The sequence below is a fragment of the Aquibium sp. ELW1220 genome (assembly GCF_030398385.1).
Lineage (GTDB): Bacteria > Pseudomonadota > Alphaproteobacteria > Rhizobiales > Rhizobiaceae > Aquibium.
Map to the genome: position 1 here is coordinate 1 of NZ_JAOAOQ010000036.1, position 20,315 is coordinate 20,315.

19 protein-coding genes and 1 pseudogene are annotated in these 20,315 nt (G+C 69.5%); 8 read left to right on the forward strand and 12 right to left on the reverse strand.

Annotated features, from left to right (window positions below; genetic code table 11):
- The 6 genes from N1F91_RS23960 to pssA form a co-directional block, all read left to right on the forward strand.
- Window positions 1-1,221: LysM peptidoglycan-binding domain-containing protein (locus N1F91_RS23960; RefSeq protein ID WP_289995952.1), on the forward strand; the 1,221-nt coding region annotated here is incomplete at its 5' end.
- 140 nt (window positions 1,222-1,361) lie between these two features.
- Window positions 1,362-1,697, forward strand: coding sequence for a metalloregulator ArsR/SmtB family transcription factor (locus tag N1F91_RS23965; RefSeq protein WP_289995954.1), 336 nt, complete (start codon window positions 1,362-1,364; stop codon window positions 1,695-1,697).
- Window positions 1,698-1,729: 32 nt separating this feature from the next.
- On the forward strand, window positions 1,730-3,619 hold the full coding sequence (locus N1F91_RS23970) for an ABC transporter ATP-binding protein/permease (RefSeq protein ID WP_289995956.1): 1,890 nt from the start codon (window positions 1,730-1,732) through the stop codon (window positions 3,617-3,619).
- Between the two features lie 1,681 nt (window positions 3,620-5,300).
- A complete protein-coding gene (locus N1F91_RS23975) occupies window positions 5,301-5,975 on the forward strand; it encodes a hypothetical protein (RefSeq protein ID WP_289995957.1) in 675 nt (224 codons plus the stop codon).
- A gap of 277 nt (window positions 5,976-6,252) precedes the next feature.
- Window positions 6,253-6,948: a phosphatidylserine decarboxylase gene (locus N1F91_RS23980; protein ID WP_289995958.1), complete on the forward strand. Its 696-nt coding sequence runs from the start codon at window positions 6,253-6,255 to the stop codon at window positions 6,946-6,948.
- Between the two features lie 3 nt (window positions 6,949-6,951).
- The gene (pssA, locus tag N1F91_RS23985; RefSeq protein WP_289995959.1) at window positions 6,952-7,779 is read left to right on the forward strand and encodes a CDP-diacylglycerol--serine O-phosphatidyltransferase; all 828 of its coding nucleotides are present in this window, start codon (window positions 6,952-6,954) and stop codon (window positions 7,777-7,779) included.
- On the opposite strand, the gene N1F91_RS23990 is transcribed toward pssA, so the two are convergent.
- On the reverse strand, window positions 7,780-8,655 hold the full coding sequence (locus N1F91_RS23990) for a DMT family transporter (RefSeq protein WP_289995960.1): 876 nt from the start codon (window positions 8,653-8,655) through the stop codon (window positions 7,780-7,782).
- A 234-nt stretch (window positions 8,656-8,889) separates the two neighbouring features.
- On the opposite strand from N1F91_RS23990, the gene N1F91_RS23995 reads away from it, so the two are divergent.
- Window positions 8,890-9,234 carry a RidA family protein gene (locus N1F91_RS23995; RefSeq protein WP_289995961.1) on the forward strand — a complete coding sequence of 115 codons (345 nt, stop codon included), beginning with the start codon at window positions 8,890-8,892 and terminating at the stop codon, window positions 9,232-9,234.
- A gap of 51 nt (window positions 9,235-9,285) precedes the next feature.
- Here the strand turns inward: N1F91_RS23995 and N1F91_RS24000 are convergent, their stop codons facing one another.
- Entirely contained in the window at window positions 9,286-9,516 is a 231-nt protein-coding gene (locus tag N1F91_RS24000; protein ID WP_289995962.1) for a hypothetical protein, read from the reverse strand.
- 101 nt (window positions 9,517-9,617) lie between these two features.
- Window positions 9,618-10,379 (reverse strand): SDR family NAD(P)-dependent oxidoreductase, encoded by a 762-nt coding sequence (locus tag N1F91_RS24005; RefSeq protein ID WP_289995963.1) that lies wholly within the window; start codon window positions 10,377-10,379, stop codon window positions 9,618-9,620.
- A 188-nt stretch (window positions 10,380-10,567) separates the two neighbouring features.
- On the opposite strand from N1F91_RS24005, the gene sugE reads away from it, so the two are divergent.
- Window positions 10,568-10,885: a quaternary ammonium compound efflux SMR transporter SugE gene (sugE, locus tag N1F91_RS24010; RefSeq protein WP_289995964.1), complete on the forward strand. Its 318-nt coding sequence runs from the start codon at window positions 10,568-10,570 to the stop codon at window positions 10,883-10,885.
- Window positions 10,886-10,897: 12 nt separating this feature from the next.
- Here the strand turns inward: sugE and purF are convergent, their stop codons facing one another.
- From purF to N1F91_RS24055, 9 genes and pseudogenes are all read right to left on the reverse strand, one after another.
- Entirely contained in the window at window positions 10,898-12,397 is a 1,500-nt protein-coding gene (purF, locus tag N1F91_RS24015; RefSeq protein WP_289995965.1) for an amidophosphoribosyltransferase, read from the reverse strand.
- Window positions 12,398-12,486: 89 nt separating this feature from the next.
- Window positions 12,487-12,987, reverse strand: a pseudogene (locus N1F91_RS24020) (CvpA family protein); the annotation flags it as partial.
- A gap of 29 nt (window positions 12,988-13,016) precedes the next feature.
- Window positions 13,017-14,414, reverse strand: coding sequence for a DNA repair protein RadA (gene radA / locus N1F91_RS24025; protein ID WP_289995967.1), 1,398 nt, complete (start codon window positions 14,412-14,414; stop codon window positions 13,017-13,019).
- 49 nt (window positions 14,415-14,463) lie between these two features.
- Complete coding sequence (gene alr / locus N1F91_RS24030; protein ID WP_289995970.1) at window positions 14,464-15,639, reverse strand: alanine racemase; 1,176 nt, start codon at window positions 15,637-15,639, stop codon at window positions 14,464-14,466.
- Window positions 15,640-15,643: 4 nt separating this feature from the next.
- Window positions 15,644-17,134, reverse strand: coding sequence for a replicative DNA helicase (locus N1F91_RS24035; RefSeq protein ID WP_289995971.1), 1,491 nt, complete (start codon window positions 17,132-17,134; stop codon window positions 15,644-15,646).
- A 324-nt stretch (window positions 17,135-17,458) separates the two neighbouring features.
- A complete protein-coding gene (gene rplI, locus N1F91_RS24040) occupies window positions 17,459-18,031 on the reverse strand; it encodes a 50S ribosomal protein L9 (RefSeq protein ID WP_289995972.1) in 573 nt (190 codons plus the stop codon).
- A 201-nt stretch (window positions 18,032-18,232) separates the two neighbouring features.
- Window positions 18,233-18,481, reverse strand: a complete 249-nt coding sequence (gene rpsR / locus N1F91_RS24045; protein WP_018427106.1) for a 30S ribosomal protein S18 — start codon at window positions 18,479-18,481, stop codon at window positions 18,233-18,235.
- Complete coding sequence (gene rpsF, locus N1F91_RS24050) at window positions 18,481-18,957, reverse strand: 30S ribosomal protein S6 (protein WP_289995984.1); 477 nt, start codon at window positions 18,955-18,957, stop codon at window positions 18,481-18,483. The genes rpsR and rpsF overlap by 1 nt, the downstream gene beginning before the upstream one ends.
- 274 nt (window positions 18,958-19,231) lie before the next feature.
- A complete protein-coding gene (locus N1F91_RS24055; protein WP_289995986.1) occupies window positions 19,232-20,188 on the reverse strand; it encodes a calcium/sodium antiporter in 957 nt (318 codons plus the stop codon).
- Between the last annotated feature and the right edge of the window lie 127 nt (window positions 20,189-20,315).

The window sequence follows — 20,315 nt, forward strand, 5'->3', positions numbered from 1 at the left end:
GCGCCGGCCGCCGACGCCGCCACGCAGCCTGCCGAGCCCGCCGCCCCGCAGGTCGCTAGCGAGCCCGCACAGCCGACCGCCGAAAAGCCCGCCGCCGAGATGGCCGCCGCTACGCCGCAGCTCTCCGAGCCGCAGCCCGCGGCGCCGGCTGCGGATGCCGCCGCACAGCCTGCCGAGCCCGCCGCTCCGCAGGTCGCGGCCAGCGATCCCGCACAGCCGACCGCCGAAAAGCCCGCCGCCGAGATGGCCGCCGCTACGCCGCAGCCATCCGAGCCGCAACCTGCCGCGCCGGCTGCGGATGCCGCCGCACAGCCTGCCGAGCCCGCCGCTCCGCAGGTGGCGGTCAGCGAGCCCGCCCAGCCGACCGCCGAAAAGCCCGCCGCCGAAATGGCAGCCGCTACACCGCAGCCGTCCGAACCCGCGCCCGCCGATGCAGCTTCGCAACCGGCCGACGCTCAGCCTGCCGATGCCGCCACGCAGCCTGCCGAGCCCGCCGCTCCGCAGGTCGCGGTCAGCGAGCCCGCCCATCCGACCGCCGAAAAGCCCGCCGCCGAGATGGCCGCCGCTACGCCGCAGCCCTCCGAGCCGCAGCCCGCGGCGCCGGCCGCCGCCGCCGTCACGCAGCCTGCCGAGCCCGCCGCCTCGCAGGTCGCGGTCAGCGAGCCTGCCCAGCCGACCGCCGAAAAGCCCGCCGCCGAGATGGCAGCCGCTACGCCGCAGCCGTCCGAACCCGCGCCCGCCGATGCAGCTTCGCAACCGGCCGAGACCCAGCCCGCCGATGCCGCCGCGAGCGAGCCTGCGGCCGAACCGACCGCCGAGAAGCCGGCCGCCGAAATCGCCGCCGCCGCGCCGCAGCCGGCCGAGCCCCGGCCCGCCGCCGAAGCCACGGCACCGGCCTCCGCCACCGAACAGGTCGCCGCCGCCGAGCCCGAGGCCGACGGCGTCGTCACCGTCATGGCTGCGCCGCTGCAGTCGGTCGACAGCTCGGTCATCATCCGGCGCGGCGACACGCTGTGGCGGATTTCGCGGCGCGTCTATGGTCGCGGCGTGCGCTACTCCACCATCTACCTCGCCAACCAGGAGCAGATCGAGGATCCCGACCGCATCTGGCCGGGGCAGGTCTTCCGCGTGCCCGACAAGACCACCGAGGGCGAGGCCGCCGATCTCGAGGCCATGGGCGCCCAGATCGTTACGCCCGGACCGGCGACGGTCGCGCAGTAGGCGAGGGGCCTTCGTTCCCGACAAGCCGGCCCGTCGCTCCCGCGGCGGGCCGTTTCCGTTCCAGGACTGCGCCGTCATCCCGGCCGGGCCGCGCCATGGCCCTTGCGCGATCCCGATCCATCGTTTATCGACGATGAACGATGATGTCGACGCTCACCCGCTCCGCGCAGCCAGAGACCCGTGACGCTGCCCTGGCGGGCGCACTCGCCGCGCTCGGCCATCCGGCCCGGCTCGCGATCCTGCGTCATCTGGCGCAGCACGAGGCCTGCTGCTGCCGCGAGGTGGTCGAGCGGATCGATCTCGCCCAGTCCACCGTCTCGCAGCATCTCAAGGTGCTGGTGTCGGCCGGGCTGGTGCTCTACGAGCCGCAGAACCGCCGCTCGCGCTACACCGTCAACCGGCCGGCGCTCGACCGGCTGGCCGATCAGGTCGGCACGCTGCTCATCGCCTGCTGCGCCGGCCGGCAACAAGACTGAATCCCGAGGAACACGACCCAGGGGAGCCCATCGTGGCCGACAAGACCGTTTCCGCCGACTCCGGCTCGCTGCTGTCCACGCTGGCGAACCTGTGGCCCTACATGTGGCCGGCCGACCGCGCCGACCTGAAGCTGCGCGTCGTCTGGGCCACCGCCTTTCTCGTCGTCGCCAAGCTGGTCCTGGTGCTGGTGCCCTATTTCTTCAAATGGGCCACCGATGCGCTGTCCGGCGAGGGCGCCGCGCCCGGCTGGCTGCCCGCCATTCTCGCCGGCCCGGTCATGCTGGTGGTTGCCTACAACGTCGTGCGCGTCGTCCAGCTCGGCTTCAACCAGCTGCGCGACGCGCTGTTTGCCCGCGTCGGCCAGCACGCCGTGCGCCAGCTCGCCTACCGCACCTTCGTGCACCTGCACGCGCTGTCGCTGCGCTTCCATCTCGAGCGCCGCACCGGCGGCCTGTCGCGCGTCATCGAGCGCGGCGTCAAGGGCATCGAGACCATCGTCCGCTTCACCATCCTCAACACGCTGCCCACGGTCATCGAGTTCGCGCTGGTCGCCGTCATCTTCGCGGTGGCCTATGGCTGGATCTACGTCGCCGTCATCGCCGTCACCGTCTGGCTCTACACCTGGTTCACGGTGCGGGCGAGCGACTGGCGCATCTCCATCCGCCGCGAGATGAACGACTCGGACACCGACGCCAACACCAAGGCCGTCGATTCGCTGCTCAACTTCGAGACGGTGAAATACTTCAACAACGAGGAGATGGAGGCCCGCCGCTTCGACCGCTCGATGGAGCGCTACGAGGAGGCCGCCACCAAGACCTGGACCTCGCTCGGCTGGCTCAATTTCGGCCAGGGCGTCATCTTCGGCATCGGCATGGCCGTCGTCATGGCGCTCTCGGCCTGGGAGGTGACCCGCGGCACCCAGACCATCGGCGATTTCGTCTTCGTCAACGCCATGCTGATGCAGCTCTCGGTGCCGCTCAACTTCATCGGCTTCATCTACCGCGAGATCCGCCAGGGCCTCACCGACATCGAGAACATGTTCGACCTGCTCGACGTCGACCAGGAGGTCAAGGACAGGCCCGGCGCCGCCGCACTTGCGGTGAAGCAGGGCGCGGTCCGTTTCGACGACGTCCACTTTTCCTACGATCCGGCGCGGCCGATCCTCAAGGGCATCTCCTTCGAGGTGCCGGCCGGCCGCACGGTGGCCATCGTCGGCCCCTCGGGAGCGGGCAAGTCGACGCTGTCGCGCCTGCTCTTCCGCTTCTACGACATCCAGTCCGGCGCCATCACCATCGACGGCCAGGACGTCCGCGACGTCACGCAGGAGAGCCTGCGCGGCGCCATCGGCATGGTGCCGCAGGACACCGTGCTGTTCAACGACACGATTTTCTACAACATCCGCTACGGCCGGTTCTCCGCCTCCGAGGACGAGATCCGCAAGGCCGCCGAACTCGCCCAGATCGGCCCCTTCATCGAGGCCCTGCCGGACGGCTACCGTTCCATGGTCGGCGAGCGCGGGCTGAAGCTCTCGGGCGGCGAAAAGCAGCGCGTGGCGATTGCCCGCACCATCCTCAAGGCACCGCCCATCCTCATCCTCGACGAGGCCACCTCCGCGCTCGACACCCACACCGAGCAGGAGATCCAGGCCGCCCTCGACCTCGTCAGCCGCGGCCGCACCACGCTGGTCATCGCCCACCGCCTGTCCACCGTCATCTCCGCCGACGAGATCATCGTCTTGAAGGACGGCCGCATCGCCGAAAAGGGCACCCACCGCGCCCTGCTCGACGCCAAAGGCCTCTACGCCGACATGTGGGACCGCCAGCGCGAAGCCACCGAAGCCGAGGAGCGCCTGCGCATCGCCCGCGAAACCGACGAAATGGGCGTCCTCGTCCGCCGCCGCACGCCGGAGGTGGGGGCGTAGGGCGCCGCCTGCCGGCAAGCCCCTCCGCATCGTCATCCCGCAACGGCGTCCGCGCGCAGCGCAGGACGCCGTATCCGGGATCCATGCCTCGCCGTCCATGCCCGCGATCCGGTGCACGACGAGGCCTGCCGCCGGCGTCGCCGCCGCCGTCGCCGCCGCCGTCGTCCGCGACCGCCGCCGTCCCTCCGCTGGCGCCGTTCCGCTGGCGTGGCCTCGTTCCCCTGCGTCGCACCCCACCTCCGTCGTCGCTGCGCGACGCCACCTCCGCCCCCACTTCGTGGGGTGGAGGATAGCCCGCCACAAGCGCCGACGCCCATCCTCCAACCCCACGAAGTGGGGGGGAGGTGCCGAGCGAAGCGAGGCGGAGGGGGGGGACCACGCGGACCGAACCGGAACCCGTCGCAGGCCTGCCTCGCCCGGCCTGGCCCTCCACCTTCGTCATCCCGGAACGACGTCCGAGCGCAGCGCAGGACGCCGTATCCGGGATCCACGCCTCGCCGCCCTTCCCCGCGCTCCGGTGCACGACGAGGCATGCTGCCGGCGTCGCCGTCGTCCGCGACCGCCGCCGTCCCTCCGCTGGCGCCGTTCCGCCGGCGTGGCCTCGTTCCCCTGCGTCGCACCCCCCTCCGTCGTCGCTGCGCGACGCCACCTCCGCCCCCACTTCGTGGGGTGGAGGATAGCCCGCCACAAGCGCCGACGCCCATCCTCCAACCCCACGAAGTGGGGGGGAGGTACCGAGCGAAGCGAGGCGGAGGGGGGGGACCACGCGGACCGAACCGGAACCCGTCGCAGGCCTGCCTCGCCCGGCCTGGCCCTCCACCTTCGTCATCCCGGAACGACGTCCGAGCGCAGCGCAGGACGCCGTATCCGGGATCCACGCCTCGCCGCCCTTCCCCGCGCTCCGGTGCACGACGAGGCATGCTGCCGGCGTCGCCGTCGTCCGCGACCGCCGCCGTCCCTCCGCTGGCGCCGTTCCGCTGGCGTGGCCTCGTTCCCCTGCGTCGCGCCCCCCCTCCGTCGTCGCTGCGCGACGCCACCTCCGCCCCCACTTCGTGGGGTGGAGGATAGCCCGCCACAAGCGCCGACGCCCATCCTCCAACCCCACGAAGTGGGGGGGAGGTACCGAGCGAAGCGAGGCGGAGGGGGGGGACCACGCGGACCGAACCGGAACCCGTCGCAGGCCTGCCTCGCCCGGCCTGGCCCTCCACCTTCGTCATCCCGGAACGACGTCCGAGCGCAGCGCAGGACGACGTATCCGGGATCCACGCCTCGCCGCCCATCCCCGCGCTCCGGTGCACGACGAGGCATGCTGCCGGCGTCGCCGTCGTCCGCGACCGCCGCCGTCCCTCCGCTGGCGCCGTTCCGCTGGCGTGGCCTCGTTCCCCTGCGTCGCGCCCCCCCTCCGTCGTCGCTGCGCGACGCCACCTCCGCCCCCACTTCGTGGGGTGGAGGATAGCCCGCCACAAGCGCCGACGCCCATCCTCCAACCCCACGAAGTGGGGGGAGGTGCCGAGCGAAGCGAGGCGGAGGGGGGGGACCACGCGGACCGAACCGGAACCCGTGGCAGGCCTGCCTCGCCCGGCCTGCCCCCCCGCCTTCGTCATCCCGGAACGACGTCTGAGCGCAGCGCAGGACGACGTATCCGGGATCCATGCCTCGGCGTCTGCCGTCCGGCGGGACGATGGAAAAGGACCGGTGCCTCGTCTGCGCCGTCCAGCCTCTCGACATCGGCCCAGGCCTGCAACCCGGGTCTGCGCCTCCGCTCCGCTCCGGCTTCGCCTGCGATGACGAAGGTGAAGGGTGCGCCGCAGCGACGAAGCGGGCAGCCACGATGGTGAGGCGGCCGTGGCAGCGCTGGGAACCGTTCGTCGCCTGCGAAATCAACCCCTTGCTGAAAATCTGTCCACGCTTTCCGCCGCGCATCGATACTGCGCCCGCGAAACCGGAGGATGCGGCGATGAACTGGAGAAGGGAGGGGGAGGTGCTGGAAGAGATCCTGGCGCTGCTCGTCCTGCTCGCCGGTCTGGCCGACCGCACCGCCGGTCTGCCGCTGCTGCTTCAGCTGCCCGTGCTTGGGTTCCTGACGCGCGGCGAGAACGTGGCGCGCTCCTTCATCATCGGATTTCCGTCCGGAGCCATGGCCGCCGTCGTGACCTCGCACGCGACCGATCGCGCGGAACGGCTGGCTGCGGATCTGCGCGCCCTGGCGCGGATGCTGCGCACGCTGCTGGCGGCGCGGCGGCTCGCACGCTTCGTCACGTGCCCGGCCGCATCGCGCGCCGGCGTGATGCTGTCGCACCCGCTGGCCCGCCCGGAACGCCGGGTGCCGGCGCTGCCTGCGCCGGACAGTTCGTGATGATCGCCCGTCGTGACGGCCAGATGCAACATGCTTGCCCGGCCGGCCGGCCCCCGCGCCGCCTGCCTCCCCGCGTAACGCGCGGCCGGAGGGCGCCGGCGCTTGCGCTGCGTCTCCTCCGCTCCTCCCCGCCGGGGGGCGAGCCCGGGCTGCGGACCCGTTGCGGCCGAACCGCGAGGGACACACGGGCCGGAACGCTTGGCCCAGCCGCGCGTTGCGGCGACGGTGCCTTTCCGATAATCATCGGCCCGCACCATCAAAGGAACCACCCCAGCGCATGAGCATCCAGGATTCCATCAGGAACGCCTTCGTCCCCGTCCACCGCGAGGGCTGGCCCTTCATCGCCGCCTTCGCCGGGGCCTCCATCATCCTGGGCGTCTTCTCCACCAGCCTGTTCTGGATCGGCGCCATCCTGACGATGTGGTGCGCCTATTTCTTCCGCGATCCCGAGCGGGTCACCCCGGTCGACGACCGGCTGGTGATCAGCCCCGCCGACGGCATCGTCTCGGCCGTCGGGCCGGCCGTGCCGCCGCGCGAACTCGGCCTCGGCGATACCGAGATGCTGCGCATCTCCGTGTTCATGAACGTGTTTTCCTGCCACGTGAACCGCGCGCCGGTGCGCGGCCGCATTTCGCGCATCGAGCACCGCGCCGGAAAATTCCTCAACGCCGAGCTCGACAAGGCGAGCCAGGAAAACGAGCGCAACGGCCTCGTCATCGACAGCCCGCACGGCCCCGTCGCCACCGTGCAGATCGCCGGCCTCGTCGCCCGGCGTATCCTGTGCTTCGTCGACGAAGCCACCAACATCGCGGTCGGCGACCGCATCGGCCTGATTCGCTTCGGCTCGCGGGTCGACGTCTTCCTGCCGGCCGGCGCGGTGGCCAAGGTGTTCCACGGCCAGACGGCGGTGGCGGGCGAGACGGTGCTGGCCGAGTTCGGCGGTATCGCCACGCCGCTGATGCGGGTGACCTGAGCGGTGGCCGATCCCCTCCAGCCAGGCGACCCGGCGCGCCCTTCCGATCCGCGCGGCCCGCGCATCCGCGAGATCCCGCTGCGCATGGTGCTGCCCAACCTCGTCACGGTGCTCGCCGTCTGCGCCGGGCTGACGGGCATCAGGCTCGCCTTCGAGGGCCGCATCGAGCTGGCCGTGGCGATGGTGCTGCTGGCAGCCTTTCTCGACGGGCTCGACGGTCGCGTCGCGCGGGCGCTGAAGGCGACGTCGAAATTCGGCGCCGAGATGGATTCGCTTGCCGACATCGTCAATTTCGGCGTCGCGCCGGGCCTCGTCCTCTATGCCTATCTGCTCGACGGCGCCGGTGCCCCGGGCTGGATCGCCGCGCTGCTCTTCGCCATCGCCTGCGGCCTGCGTCTCGCGCGCTTCAACGTCATGGCCCACGAGCCCGACCGCGACAACTGGCGCTCGGGCTATTTCACCGGCGTGCCGGCACCGGCCGGCGCGATGCTCGTCCTGCTGCCGGCCTATCTCGGCTTTCTGGGCTTTCCGCAGTCGGTCGGCTTTGCCTGGTTCTCCACGGTGTTCACCGCGCTGGTCGCCTTCCTGCTGGTCAGCCGCATCCCGCTCTGGTCGGGCAAGAACATGGGCCGCATCCGCAGCGACCTGATGCTGCCGCTGCTTCTGGTGATCGTGCTCTACGTGCTCCTGCTGTTCAACTACCCCTGGCACACGATGACGGTGACGGCGCTCGGCTACCTCGCCTTCATCCCGGTCAGCTGGATCGCCTACCGCCGCCGCGAGACGGCCGAGGAGCGCGACGCGGCGGAGCCGGTGGCCGCGCCCGACTGATCAGGCCCGCCGGCGCTCGGCCAGGATGATCATCAGCCCGGCCGAGACGATCAGCACCGCCCCGATCACCACGCCCGGCCGCGGCACGTCGCCCCAGATCAGGAAGCCGAGCGCGAAGGCCCAGACCAGCGAGGTGTATTCGAACGGCGCGACGACGGAGGCCTCCGCCTTGCGCATCCCCTCGAACAGGCAGAACTGGGCCAGCCCGCCGCACACGCCGGTGCCGACCAGCAGCGCGAGCTCTGGCAGGCTTGGCGCCTGCCAGACGAACAGCGTCGGCACCCCGGCGATCACCAGGAAGAAGCCGTTGTTGAGCAAAAGCTGCACCAGCGTCCGCTCGCCGAGCGCGATCTTGCGGATCAGAATGATCGAGAAGCCCCACAGCGCCGCGGCCGCCAGCACCATCAGCACCGGCAGCGACAGCCCGATCGCCAGCGGGTTGCAGGCGATGAAGACGCCGACGAAGCCGGTCACCACCGCCACCCAGCGCACCGGCGGCACCACTTCCTTGAGCAGCCAGACCGACAGGATGGTGACGATGATCGGCGCGGCGAAGTAGATCGTCGTCAGCTCCGCCAGCTGCAGGTCCCGCGCGGCGGTGTAGAAGCACAGCCACGCCGCCAGGATGACGAAGCTGCGCAGCAGCATCGCCACGAGCACGGGGGAGTTGACGGCGTCTTTCACCGCCCTGCGGCCGCCGATGGCCAGCGCGATCGCCACGACGGTGGCGGAGCGGAAGAGCAGGATCTGCCAGACAGAGAACCCCACGACCATCAGCTTGATGGCCGCGTCCTGCAGCGAGAACAGGAAGTATCCGACGCTGGTCAGCAGGATGCCGGCGAAGACCTGCTCCCGCGCGCTGATGGCTGCAGACATCCGTGTTCGCACCGACTTTCCGTGAGGCCTTGCTGTAGAGTGCCCCATCCTGCCGGCCCTGCACCACGGCGCGGCAGGCATGGGGCCAGCGCGGCACCGCCGGTGCAGCCGTCGACAGGATGTGCGGGGCACGACGGGACAGGCGGGGACGACCGTGCCGCCGGGCCTGTCCTCGTGCCGCGCGATCCGCTATTGAGCCGGCGGACCACAATCCCCAACCAAGGAGAACCCGCCATGTCCATCCGCCGCATCGAGCCCGGCAAGCGCATGAGCCAGGCCGTCATTCACGGCAGCACCGTCTATCTCACCGGCCAGGTCGGCACGCCGGGCAAGGACGTGAAGGCGCAGACGCAGGAAGTACTCGCCTCCATCGACCGCCTGCTGGCCGAGGCCGGATCGGACAAGTCGAAGCTCTTGTCGGCCACCATCTGGCTTGCCGACATGCGCGACTTCGCCGACATGAATTCGGTCTGGGACGTCTGGGTGGACCCGGCCAATCCGCCGGCCCGCGCCACCGGCGAGGCGCGGCTGGCGACCGCCCAGCATCTCGTCGAGATCATCATCGTCGCCGCGATCTGATCGCGCCGGTTGCACGTCCGGGCGGGGGCGCCTTCGCTCCCGCCGGACAGCTCACTCGGATTTCGGCGGAATGTCCACGATGCCGGGGTCGGAGTCTTCCGAATAGTAGGCGGCACCGGCCGGGACGCATTGCACCTGCCAGCCGGTGGCCGGCTGCTTCTCGTACTCGACGATCGCCTCCTGGCATTGCTCCCGCGTGTCGAAGCCGCTCGGCATGACGACCATGCCGCCCTGAGGCCCGGAGACGACGAGATACCAGACGAAGGTCGAGAAGAGTTCCATGATGTGCCCCGGCGGTGGCGAGTGCCGCACCGGCGCACCTTATATCCGCGCCTGACGGCCGGGAAGCGGGCGTCCTCGCCTGGAGGCGCCCTGCGGCTCACTTACGCAGGCATGCGGTAGCGCTGGAAGACCTGCGCCCGCGCGTCGAAGATCAGGCCGGTCTCGGCCAGCGCCGCTCCGGCCAGCGGCACGATCCGCGCGGCGATCTCGGAGGGATCCGGCAGGGTCGCCGGGTCTTCGCCGGGCATGGCCTGCGCCCGCATCGCGGTGCGCGTCGCGCCGGGATTGACGATCGCCACCTTGAGCGCGGTGTTCTTCGTCTCGTCGGCCCAGGAGCGGCACATGGCCTCGACGGCCGCCTTCGACGCCGCATAGGGTCCCCAATAGGCCCGCGCCGAATGCGCCGCGCCCGACGACAGCACCAGCGCGCGCCCGGCGTCGGAAAGCCTGAGCAGCGGGTCGACCGAGCGGATCAGCCGCCAGGTGCCGGTCACGTTCACCGCCATGACCTTTTCGAACACCTTGGCCTCGATGTGGGCGAGGGGACCGATCACGCCGAGGATGCCGGCATTGGCCACCAGCACGTCGAGCCGGCCCCAGCGCTCGTGGATCGCGCCTCCCAGCCGGTCGATCCCGGCCATGTCGGTGAGGTCGAGGGGAACGAGCGTCGCCTCGCCCTTGCCCGTCCGGGCGCGCTCGGCCTTGATCTCGTCGTCGAGTTCCTCCAGTCCGCCCACCGTGCGGGCCACCGCGACGACATGCGCGCCCGCCGCCGCCATCTGTCTGGCGATGAAATAACCGATGCCGCGCGAGGCGCCCGTGACGAGCGCGATCTTGCCGGTGAGGTCAGGAGTGTCGGTCATGTCGCTTCCCGTCGTCGGTTGCGGGCGGCCGCCGGCCGCGATGGATGCCCGCTTAGCCGAACTGGCCTTCGAGGAAAACCCCGCTTGACCGCGCACCCGTGTCGCCCCAGATTTGGGAGGCCGGGACGACCCGGATTTCATCAGAGAGATCGGTGGGGACGACCCCATCTCCGCAGGAGAGACGGGGCATGGCCTGGATCTATTTGTTCGCCGCTGGACTGTTCGAGATCGGCTGGGCCGTCGGCATGAAATACACGCACGGCTTCACCCGGCTCGTGCCGAGCCTGCTCACCCTCGCTTCGATGGCGGTCAGCCTGGGGCTCCTCGGCCTTGCGCTGAAGACGCTGCCGCTCGGCACAGCCTATGCGATCTGGACCGGCATCGGCACGATCGGCACCGTCATCCTCGGCATCGTCCTGTTTTCGGAGCCGGCCGATGCGGTGCGGCTTGCCTGCATCGGCCTCATCGTGGCCGGCATCCTGGGGCTGAAGCTCGTCTCGCCCTGAACGCCTTGCTGCCTACTGACCGCCATTCGCCAGCAGCGACAGCGTCCGGACATTGTCCGTCCCTTCCATGTCGAGCAGGCGGGTCGGATAGTCGCCGGTGAAGCAGGCGTCGCAGAACTGCGGCGCGTCATTGTCGCGCGCCGCCTCGCCGACGGCCCGGTAGAGCCCGTCGATCGACAGGAAGCCCAGCGAGTTCACCCGGATGAACTCGGCCATCTCGTCGACGGACATGCGCGAGGCCAAGAGCTTGGCCTTCTCCGGCGTGTCGACCCCGTAGAAGCACGAGGCGCGCGTCGGCGGCGAGGCGATGCGCATGTGCACTTCCTTGGCGCCGGCGTCGCGCACCATCTGCACGATCTTCTGGCTGGTGGTGCCACGCACGATGGAATCGTCGACCAGCACGACGCGCTTGCCCTCGATGATCTTGCGGTTGGCATTGTGCTTCAGCCGCACGCCCATGTGGCGGATCGAATCGCCGGGCGAGATGAAGGTGCGGCCGACATAGTGGTTGCGGATGATGCCGAGCTCGAAGGGCAGGCCGGCCTCCTGCGCAAAGCCGATGGCCGCCGGCGTGCCCGAATCGGGCACCGGCACGACGATGTCGGCCTCGACCGGGTTCTCGCGGGCGAGCTCCATGCCGATCTTCTTGCGCACGTCGTAGACGTTGCGTCCCTCGACCGAGGAGTCGGGCCGGGCGAAGTAGACGTATTCGAAGACGCAGAAGCGCGATTTCACCGGCTCGAAGGGGAAGTGGCTCTCGATCCCCTTCGACGTGACGACCACCATCTCGCCCGGCTTCAGGTCGCGCACGAAGCGCGCGCCGATGATGTCGAGCGCGCAGGTCTCCGAGGCGAGGATCCACGAGCCGTCGAGGTCGCCCAGCACCAGCGGGCGGATGCCCAGCGGGTCGCGGCAGCCGATCATCTTCTTCGACGTCAGCGCCACCAGCGAGAAGGCCCCCTCGATCTGGCGGATCGCGTCGATGAAGCGGGCGTTCAGGTCCCGTTCCTTGCTGGTGGCCACGAGGTGCATGATCGTCTCGGTGTCGGATGTCGACGAGAAGATCGCGCCCTGCTTCTGCAGCACCCGCTGCACCGTCATGGCGTTGGTGATGTTGCCGTTGTGCGCCACCGCCAGCCCGCCGTCGGCGAGTTCGGCGAAGAAGGGCTGCACGTTGCGCAGGCCCGCCCCGCCAGTCGTAGCGTAGCGCGTGTGGCCGATCGCGCGGGTGCCCTGCAGCCGGTCGATCACCGACTGCTTGGTGAAGGTGTCGCCGATCAGGCCGACATGGCGCTCGACGTGGAACTGGGTGCCGTCATAGGAGACGATGCCGGCGGCTTCCTGGCCGCGATGCTGCAGCGAATGCAGGCCGAGCGTGACGATCGCCGCCGCTTCCTGGCGGCCGAATATGCCGAATACGCCGCACTCGTCGTGGAAATGGTCGTCGGCCTCCGCCGCAAGGCCGCTGTCGTCAGCGGATGCGGAGAAGGACTGGTCGGCTCGCTCTGCCATGGCTATCGGCCTTTCGCGCCACGCAACGCCGGTTGGCGGACGTCGATGGATACGCTTCAGTTGCTCGTTTCGCCGTCACCGTCTTCGGTGAGACGCTTGATGATCGTGTTCTCCGGGTCGTCGGGCAGGAGGTCCTGCAGCTTGGCGCCGATGCTCTCGAGCAGCGGCAGCGACTTCGCCTGCGCCACCCAGACCGGGCGGTTGTCGCCGACCAGCCAGTTGAAGAACAGCAACGCCACCGCGACCACCAAAACGCCCCGCGCCGCGCCGTAGACGAAGCCGAGTGTGCGGTCGAGAGCGCCGATGCGCGAGTCGATGATGAAGTCGGCGATCTTCATCGTCAGCAGGGTGACGATCACCAGCGCCACGAAGAACACGATGCCGGCCGCCGCTACCAGCGCCAGCTTGTCGTTGTCTATGTAGGGCGTGACATAGGGAACGACGACCGGGTGGAAAAAGAAGGCGGCCGCCGCCGCCGCGCCCCAGGAGGCGATCGAGAGCAACTCGCGCGACAGGCCGCGCACCATGGCGAGGATGGCCGAGACAAGGGCGAAGCCGACGAGGATACCGTCAAGCAGCGTAATCGGCATTGTGGACCCACTCCGTTCCAAGCACCGCGTCAGTCTGCGTCCCTGCTGCGCTTCGTCCCCGCGATCTTCGCGACGAGATCGACGAGCGCGCCCGGCTGGAACGACCGCGTCGCGATCGCACCTGCGATCTCTCCGCTGCCGGCCGGCAGGACGCCCTGCCCGAAGCCCAGTTTTTCGGCCTCTTTCAACCGTTGCTGTGCATGAGCGACAGGCCGGACGGCGCCCGAAAGGCTGATTTCGCCGAAATAGACACAATCCGCAGGCAGGGCAAGTCCGGTGAGGGAGGAAACCAGCGCCGCCGCCACCGCAAGGTCGGCGGCCGGCTCGGAAATGCGGTAGCCGCCCGCCACGTTGAGGTAGACGTCGTGCTGCGCGAAGCGGATGCCGCAATGCGCCTCCAGCACGGCGAGGATCATCGACAGCCGCGAGGAGTCCCACCCCACCACGGCGCGCCGCGGCGTGCCGAGCGGCGAGGGCGCCACCAGCGCCTGGATCTCCACCAGCACCGGCCGCGTGCCTTCCATGCCGGCGAAGACGGCAGCACCCGGCGCCTTGGTGCTGCGCTCGCCGAGGAACAGCTCCGACGGGTTCGACACCTCGCGCAGGCCCTTGTCGGACATCTCGAACACGCCGATCTCGTCGGTCGGGCCGAAGCGGTTCTTGACCGTGCGCAGGATGCGGTAGTGGTGCCCGCCTTCGCCCTCGAAGTAGAGCACGCCGTCCACCATGTGCTCCACCACGCGGGGGCCGGCGATCTGGCCCTCCTTGGTGACGTGCCCGACGAGCACGATCGCGGCGCCCGTCGACTTCGCATAGCGGATCATCGCCTGGGCGGAGGCGCGCACCTGCGTCACCGTGCCCGGCGCGGAATCGGCCATGTCGGTCCACAGCGTCTGGATCGAATCGAGGATCAGCAGGTCCGGCCGCCGGCCTTCGGCAATGGTGGCCAGGATGTCCTCGACATTGGTCTCGGCGGCCAGTTCCACCGGCGCGTCGGCCGCGCCGAGCCGCTGCGCGCGCAGCCGGATCTGCGCCACCGCCTCCTCGCCCGAGACGTAGACGATGCGGTGGCCCTGCCTGGCCAGCGCGGCGGCCGCCTGGGTGAGCAGCGTCGACTTGCCGATGCCGGGGTCGCCGCCGACCAGCAGCGCCGAGCCGCGCACGAAGCCGCCGCCGGTCGCCCGGTCGAGTTCGCCGATGCCGCTGGCGATGCGCGGCGCGTCCTCGATGTCGCCCGACAGCGAGGTGAGCACGACGGCGCGGCCCTTGCGGGCGCTGCGCGTCGAGGCCGGACCCGCGCCGATGCCGCCCGACGTGCCCTCCTCGATCAGCGTGTTCCACTCGCCGCAGGCGTCGCACTTGCCCGCCCATCGCGTGTGGACGGTGCCGCAATTCTGGCAGATGAACTGGACGCGCGATTTGGCCATCAGGGTTCCATGGCGGTGGACGGCGACGGGGCAGGGCGGTTGCAGGCGGTCACGATTGCCGGTCTCCCTCGACCCCGACATGGAAGCGGGTGTAGCGGCGCGACAGGCCGGTCAGCAGTTCGTAGGCGATCGTCCCCGCCGCCCGCGCCGCCTCGTCGATGGGCAGGTCGGTCCCGAACAGCTGGATGAAGTCGCCGGCGGCGACCGCGTCGGGCCCGAGGTCGGTGACGTCGAACATCGTCAGATCCATGGTGACGCGGCCAAGAATCGGTACGCGCCTGCCCTTGATGGAGCCGAAGCCACCCGGCAGGACGCCGCGCAGCGGCACGCCGCTGCCGGAGGCCGAGCGCGGCAGTCCGTCCGCGTAGCCGACGGCCGCGACCGCCACCAGCGTGTCGCGATCGAGCAGATGCGTCGCGCCGTAGCTCACCGCCTCGCCGACCTGCGCGCGCCGCACCTGCAGCACGCGCGCCTCGGCCGTCACCACGGTCTTCATCTTGACGCCGGACGACGGCGCGCCGCCGTAGACGGCGATGCCCGGCCGGACGAGATCGAGGTGATATTCGCGGCCGAGCAGCAGGCCCGAGGAATTGGCGAGGCTGGCGGGGACGCCCGGAAAGGCGGCGCGCACCGCGCCGAAGGCTTCAACCTGGCGCCGGTTCAGCGGATGGTTGCGCTCGTCGCCGCAGGCGAGGTGGCTCATCACCAGCACGGGCTCGACGGCACGCGTCAGGGCGTTGTCGGCGGCGAAGGCCCGGGCCTGCTGGACGGTCAGGCCGAGCCGGTTGAGGCCGGTGTCCACCTGCAGCCCGCAGGACCTGTCGGAACCGTGGGTGGCGCAGTGCCGCTCCCACAGCGCGATGTCGAGCGCGCCGCTGAGGACCGGCGTCAGGCGATGCGCCGCGAAGAGGCCGGCGGCCTCCTCGCTGTACAGGCCGTTGAGCACGAAGATGCGGGCGTGCGCCGCCGCACGGCGCGCCGCCATCCCTTCGTCCGCGGTGGCGACGAAGAAGGTGTCGCAGCCTTCCGCGGCGAGCGCCGGCACGACCTCGGCGATGCCCAGGCCATAGGCGTCGGCCTTCACCACGCCGGCCACGCGCGCCCGCCCGGCCACCTTCGACAGTGCGCGGTAATTCGAACGCAGGGCGCGCAGGTCGATCATGACCAGGCCGCCGGCCAGGTCGGAGCGCGGGCCGCTCTCGCGGATGTGGACCGGATCTCCCACGGCGCTACTCGAGGCGCTCCGGCATGCGGTCTTCCTCGGCCAGATCCGAGAATCGCGTGAACTGGCCTTCGAAGGCCAGTTCGACCGTGCCGGTCGGGCCGTGGCGCTGCTTGGCGATGATGAGCTCGGCCTTGCCCTTGACCCGCTCGAACTTCAGCCGCCACTCCTCGTATTCGGGGGTGCCTTCCTCCGGCTGCTTGTTCTGCATGTAGTACTCGTCGCGATAGACGAAGAGCACGACGTCGGCGTCCTGCTCGATCGAGCCCGATTCGCGCAGATCCGACAGCTGCGGCCGCTTGTCGTCGCGGCTTTCGACCTGGCGCGACAGCTGCGACAGCGCGATGATCGGCACGTGGAGTTCCTTGGCCAGCGCCTTGAGGCCGGTGGTGATCTCGGTGATCTCCTGCACCCGGTTCTGGCTCGACTTCGCCGAGGAGCCCTGCATCAGCTGCACGTAGTCGATGACGATCACGTCGAGCCCGCGCTGGCGCTTCAGGCGGCGGGCGCGGGCGGCGAGCTGCGCGATCGAGATGCCGCCGGTCTGGTCGATGAAGAGCGGCGTCTTCTGCATCATCTGCGCACAGCCCACGAGCTTCTCGAAATCCGTCTCCGTGATCTCGCCGCGGCGGATCTTCGACGACGAGATCTCCGTCTGCTCCGAGATGATGCGGGTGGCGAGCTGCTCGGCCGACATTTCGAGCGAGAAGAAGCCGACGACGCCGCCCCGCTCGGCCTTGTAGGAACCGTCCGCCTGCTGTGCCGGCTTGTAGGCGGCCGCGATGTTGAAGGCGATGTTGGTGGCGAGCGACGTCTTGCCCATTGCCGGGCGACCGGCGAGGATGATCAGGTCGGACGACTGCAGTCCGCCGAGTTTCCGGTCCACGTCGCGCAGGCCGGTCGAGACGCCCGAAAGATGTCCCTCGCGCATGTAGGCGGCGTTGGCCACGTCGATGGCCGTCGTCACCGCGTCCGAGAAGCTCTGGAAGCCGCCGTCGTAGCGGCCGGTCTCGGCCAGCTCGAACAGCCGCCGCTCGGCATCCTCGATCTGCTCCGACGGCGACATGTCCACCGGCGCGTCATAGGCGATGTTGACCATGTCCTCGCCGACGGTGATCAGCGCGCGGCGCGTGGCGAGGTCGTAGATCGCCCGGCCATAGTCGGCCGCGTTGATGATGGTGACCGCCTCGGCGGCAAGCCGCGCGAGATAGTGAGCGACCGTCATGTCGCCGACCTTGCCGTCGGCCGGCAGGAAGGTCTTCATCGTCACCGGGTTGGCCGACTTGCCCATGCGAATCAGCTCGCCCGCGATCTCGAAGATCTTGCGGTGCAGCGGCTCGTAGAAATGGGTCGGCTTCAGGAAATCCGAAACGCGATAGAACGCGTCGTTGTTGACGAGGATGGCGCCCAGCAGCGCCTGCTCGGCCTCGATGTTGTTGGGCGCTTCGCGATAGAGCGGCGTCTCCGCCACGCCGAGCTTTCGGACTGCTTCTGCCATTGTCGTTCCGTCTGATCCCTGCCGGCCACCGGCCTATCAGATGTTCGCGGGGCATGGGTCCCTAAATTCGACGACGACCCGTGATTCACACTCGTCCACACCCAAGACGCCCATGCCCGGGGATTACCGACGATTCCGGTTGACGCGAATCGAAGCACCAGAATAGCCGGCGGCGGAGCGGAACAAAACAGGAAAAGAACGGCGGCGCGAGGCCGCGGACGCCGATGTCGTCGGCACCGGATGCGGACGCAAAAAAATACCCGGGAGTGGCTCCCGGGTATCGATGTCCTTGGGTCGGTTTCGCGAAGCGCGAAGCGGAAAGGCTCAGGCCTCTTCGTCGTCCTCGCCACCCTCGAAGAACGCGTCCGGGCGGGCGTTCTCGTTGATGTCGTCGCCGTAGATCGCCTCGAGCGAATCGAGCTTCTCGCCCTTCGCCTGGCGCTCCGCCTCGTCGGCCGAGCGGGCGATGTTGAGGGTGATCGTGACCTCGACTTCCGGATGCAGCGCGATCACCACGTTGGTGAGGCCGATCGCCTTGATCGGGTTGTTCAGCTCGACCTGGTTGCGGCCGACCGTGAAGCCCTCTTCGGTGAGCAGGTCGGAAATGTCGCGGGTCGACACCGAGCCGTAGAGCTGGCCGGTCTCGCCGGCGGAACGCACGACGATGAAGCTCTGGCCGTCGAGCTTCTCGGCGACGGCCTCGGCCTCGCTCTTGCGCTCGAGGTTGCGGGCTTCGAGCTGGGCGCGCTGGCCTTCGAACTTCTTCTTGTTGGCCTCGTTCGCACGAAGCGCCTTGCCCTGCGGCAGAAGGAAGTTGCGCGCAAAGCCGTCGCGCACCTTGACGGTGTCGCCCATCTGGCCGAGGCGGGAAATGCGCTCGAGGAGGATGACGTCCATGATCCTGGTCCTTGTCTCTGGGCCGCTGTGGCGGCCGCGATGGCGAATGGACGGTCAGGAACGTGAGACGGACGAGGTCCGCCGGTCGCTGTCCTGCCCGTCATGGCAGTTAGGGCCGTGTCCGGCCCAACTCGGGATTTCTCGTGCTTCCGCCGCACCCGAAGCGGGGAAGGGGCCGGGCGCTGGCGCCCGGCCTCGAATTCACTTCACCACGTAGGGCAGCAGGCCGAGGAAGCGGGCGCGCTTGATCGCCTGGGCGAGTTCGCGCTGCTTCTTCTGGCTGACGGCGGTGATGCGCGACGGCACGATCTTGCCGCGCTCGGAGATGTAGCGCTGCAGCAGGCGCACGTCCTTGTAGTCGATCTTCGGTGCATTCGCGCCGGAGAACGGGCAGGTCTTGCGGCGGCGATGGAAGGGCCGGCGTGTCGGGATCTGGTTGATGTCGACCATTAATGCGCTCCCCCTTCGGACTGCTCGCGCGGACGGCGCGGGCCACGGTCTTCACGATCGCCGCGCGGCGGACGGTCGCCACGGTCGCCGCGATCGCGGTCGCCGAAGCGGGGACGGTCGCCGAAGCGGTCGCCGCCACGTTCGCTGCGCTCTTCACGCTTCTGCATCATCGCAGAGACGCCTTCCTCATGCTTCTCGACCCGGACGGTCATGAAGCGGAGCACGTCTTCCGACAGGCCCATCTGGCGTTCCATCTCCTGGATCGCCGCCGCCGGGGCGGTGATGTCCATGAGCGTGTAATACGCCTTGCGGTTCTTGTTGATGCGGTAGGTCAGGGACTTCAGTCCCCAGTTCTCGACCCGGCCGATGCTGCCGCCATTCGCTTCGATGACGCCCTTGTAGGATTCCACAAGCGCGTCGACCTGCTGCGAGGACAGATCCTGGCGGGCGAGAAACACATGTTCGTAGAGAGCCATGCTCGTTCTTGCCTTTCTTCGTTTCACTGCCCGGCGCCCGATGGCTAAGCCTCTGCGACTGCCTTTACCCGCAGGACGGGCGAAGAAAGACGCATCGATGAGACGGTCGAGAGCGGAGACACGGGAGGCGGAAGGACCCTTGCCTTCACACACGCATCGTTCGGACGGGTCCGGAAAACGCGCGAGCCCTCCGTTCAGCCCCCAATCGGAACCGGCAGAGTGGGCGCGCTATACCGGAGGCGCCGCGGCTTGGCAAGGCCGGCGCGGCCGATGCTCAGCCCGGCAGCACGAACAGCGCCACCGTATAGGCCAGGTAGCCGGACAGCATGAGCGTACCACTCCCGCGTCCAAGGCCGTTGCGCACCACCACCGCCGCAGCGAACAGGACGCTGACGCCAAGCATCAACGGCACGTCGAGCCACAGGAAGCGGCTGGCGATCGCCAGCGGCTCGATCATCGCGGTCACGCCGAGAATGCCGAGGATGTTGAAGATGTTGGAGCCGATCACGTTGCCGACCGCCACTTCGCTGCGGCCGCGCCATGCGGCCACGACGGAGGTGGCGAGTTCCGGCAGGCTGGTTCCGAGCGCAACCACGGTCAGGCCGATCACGGCCTCCGACACCCCGATCGACCGGGCGATCGAGGATGCGCCGTCCACCAGCCAGCCGGCGCCGACGAAGAGCATGGCGAGGCCGGCGGCCAGCGCCAGCAGCGCCCGCCACACCGGCTCTGCGGTGGCCATGTCCGGTCTGTCGAGACCGCCCGTGGCGCTCGATGCGCTGCTTGCGGCGCGAAGATGCAAGCCGAGATAGGTGGCCAGAAGGAGAAAGAGCGCAAGGCCGCCGAGCCGCGGGATGGCACCCCATGCGGCGGCGAGGAGCAGCAGCGCCGACGCCCCGAGCATGACGCGCAGTTCGCGGCGGATCTCGTCGCCAGGCACGATCCTTGAGGCAAACAGCGCGGTGAAGCCGCCGATCAGCAGGATATTGGCGATGTTCGAGCCGACGACGTTGCCGATGGCGATCTCGGGAATGCCGTTCCAGGCGGCCTGGACCGAGACCAGCAGCTCGGGTGTCGACGTCGCGAACCCGACGATCGTCAGCCCGATCACGAGTTCCGAGACGCCGTAGCGGCGGGCCAGCGCCACTGCGCCGCGGACCAGGAACTCGCCACCGCCGAACAGCAGCGCCATGCCGGCGATGACGAGCAGAAGGTTGGTCCAGATGCCCATGAGATTCCTTCGTCCTTGCCGGAAAGATGGCGGCTACATGGGATTTGCAGTTCCGCCCCGCAAGGTATTCGAAGGCCGATCGCCGGTTCCGGGCTTGCGCCACCCGCTGGTTGAGGCAAAGTCCGGG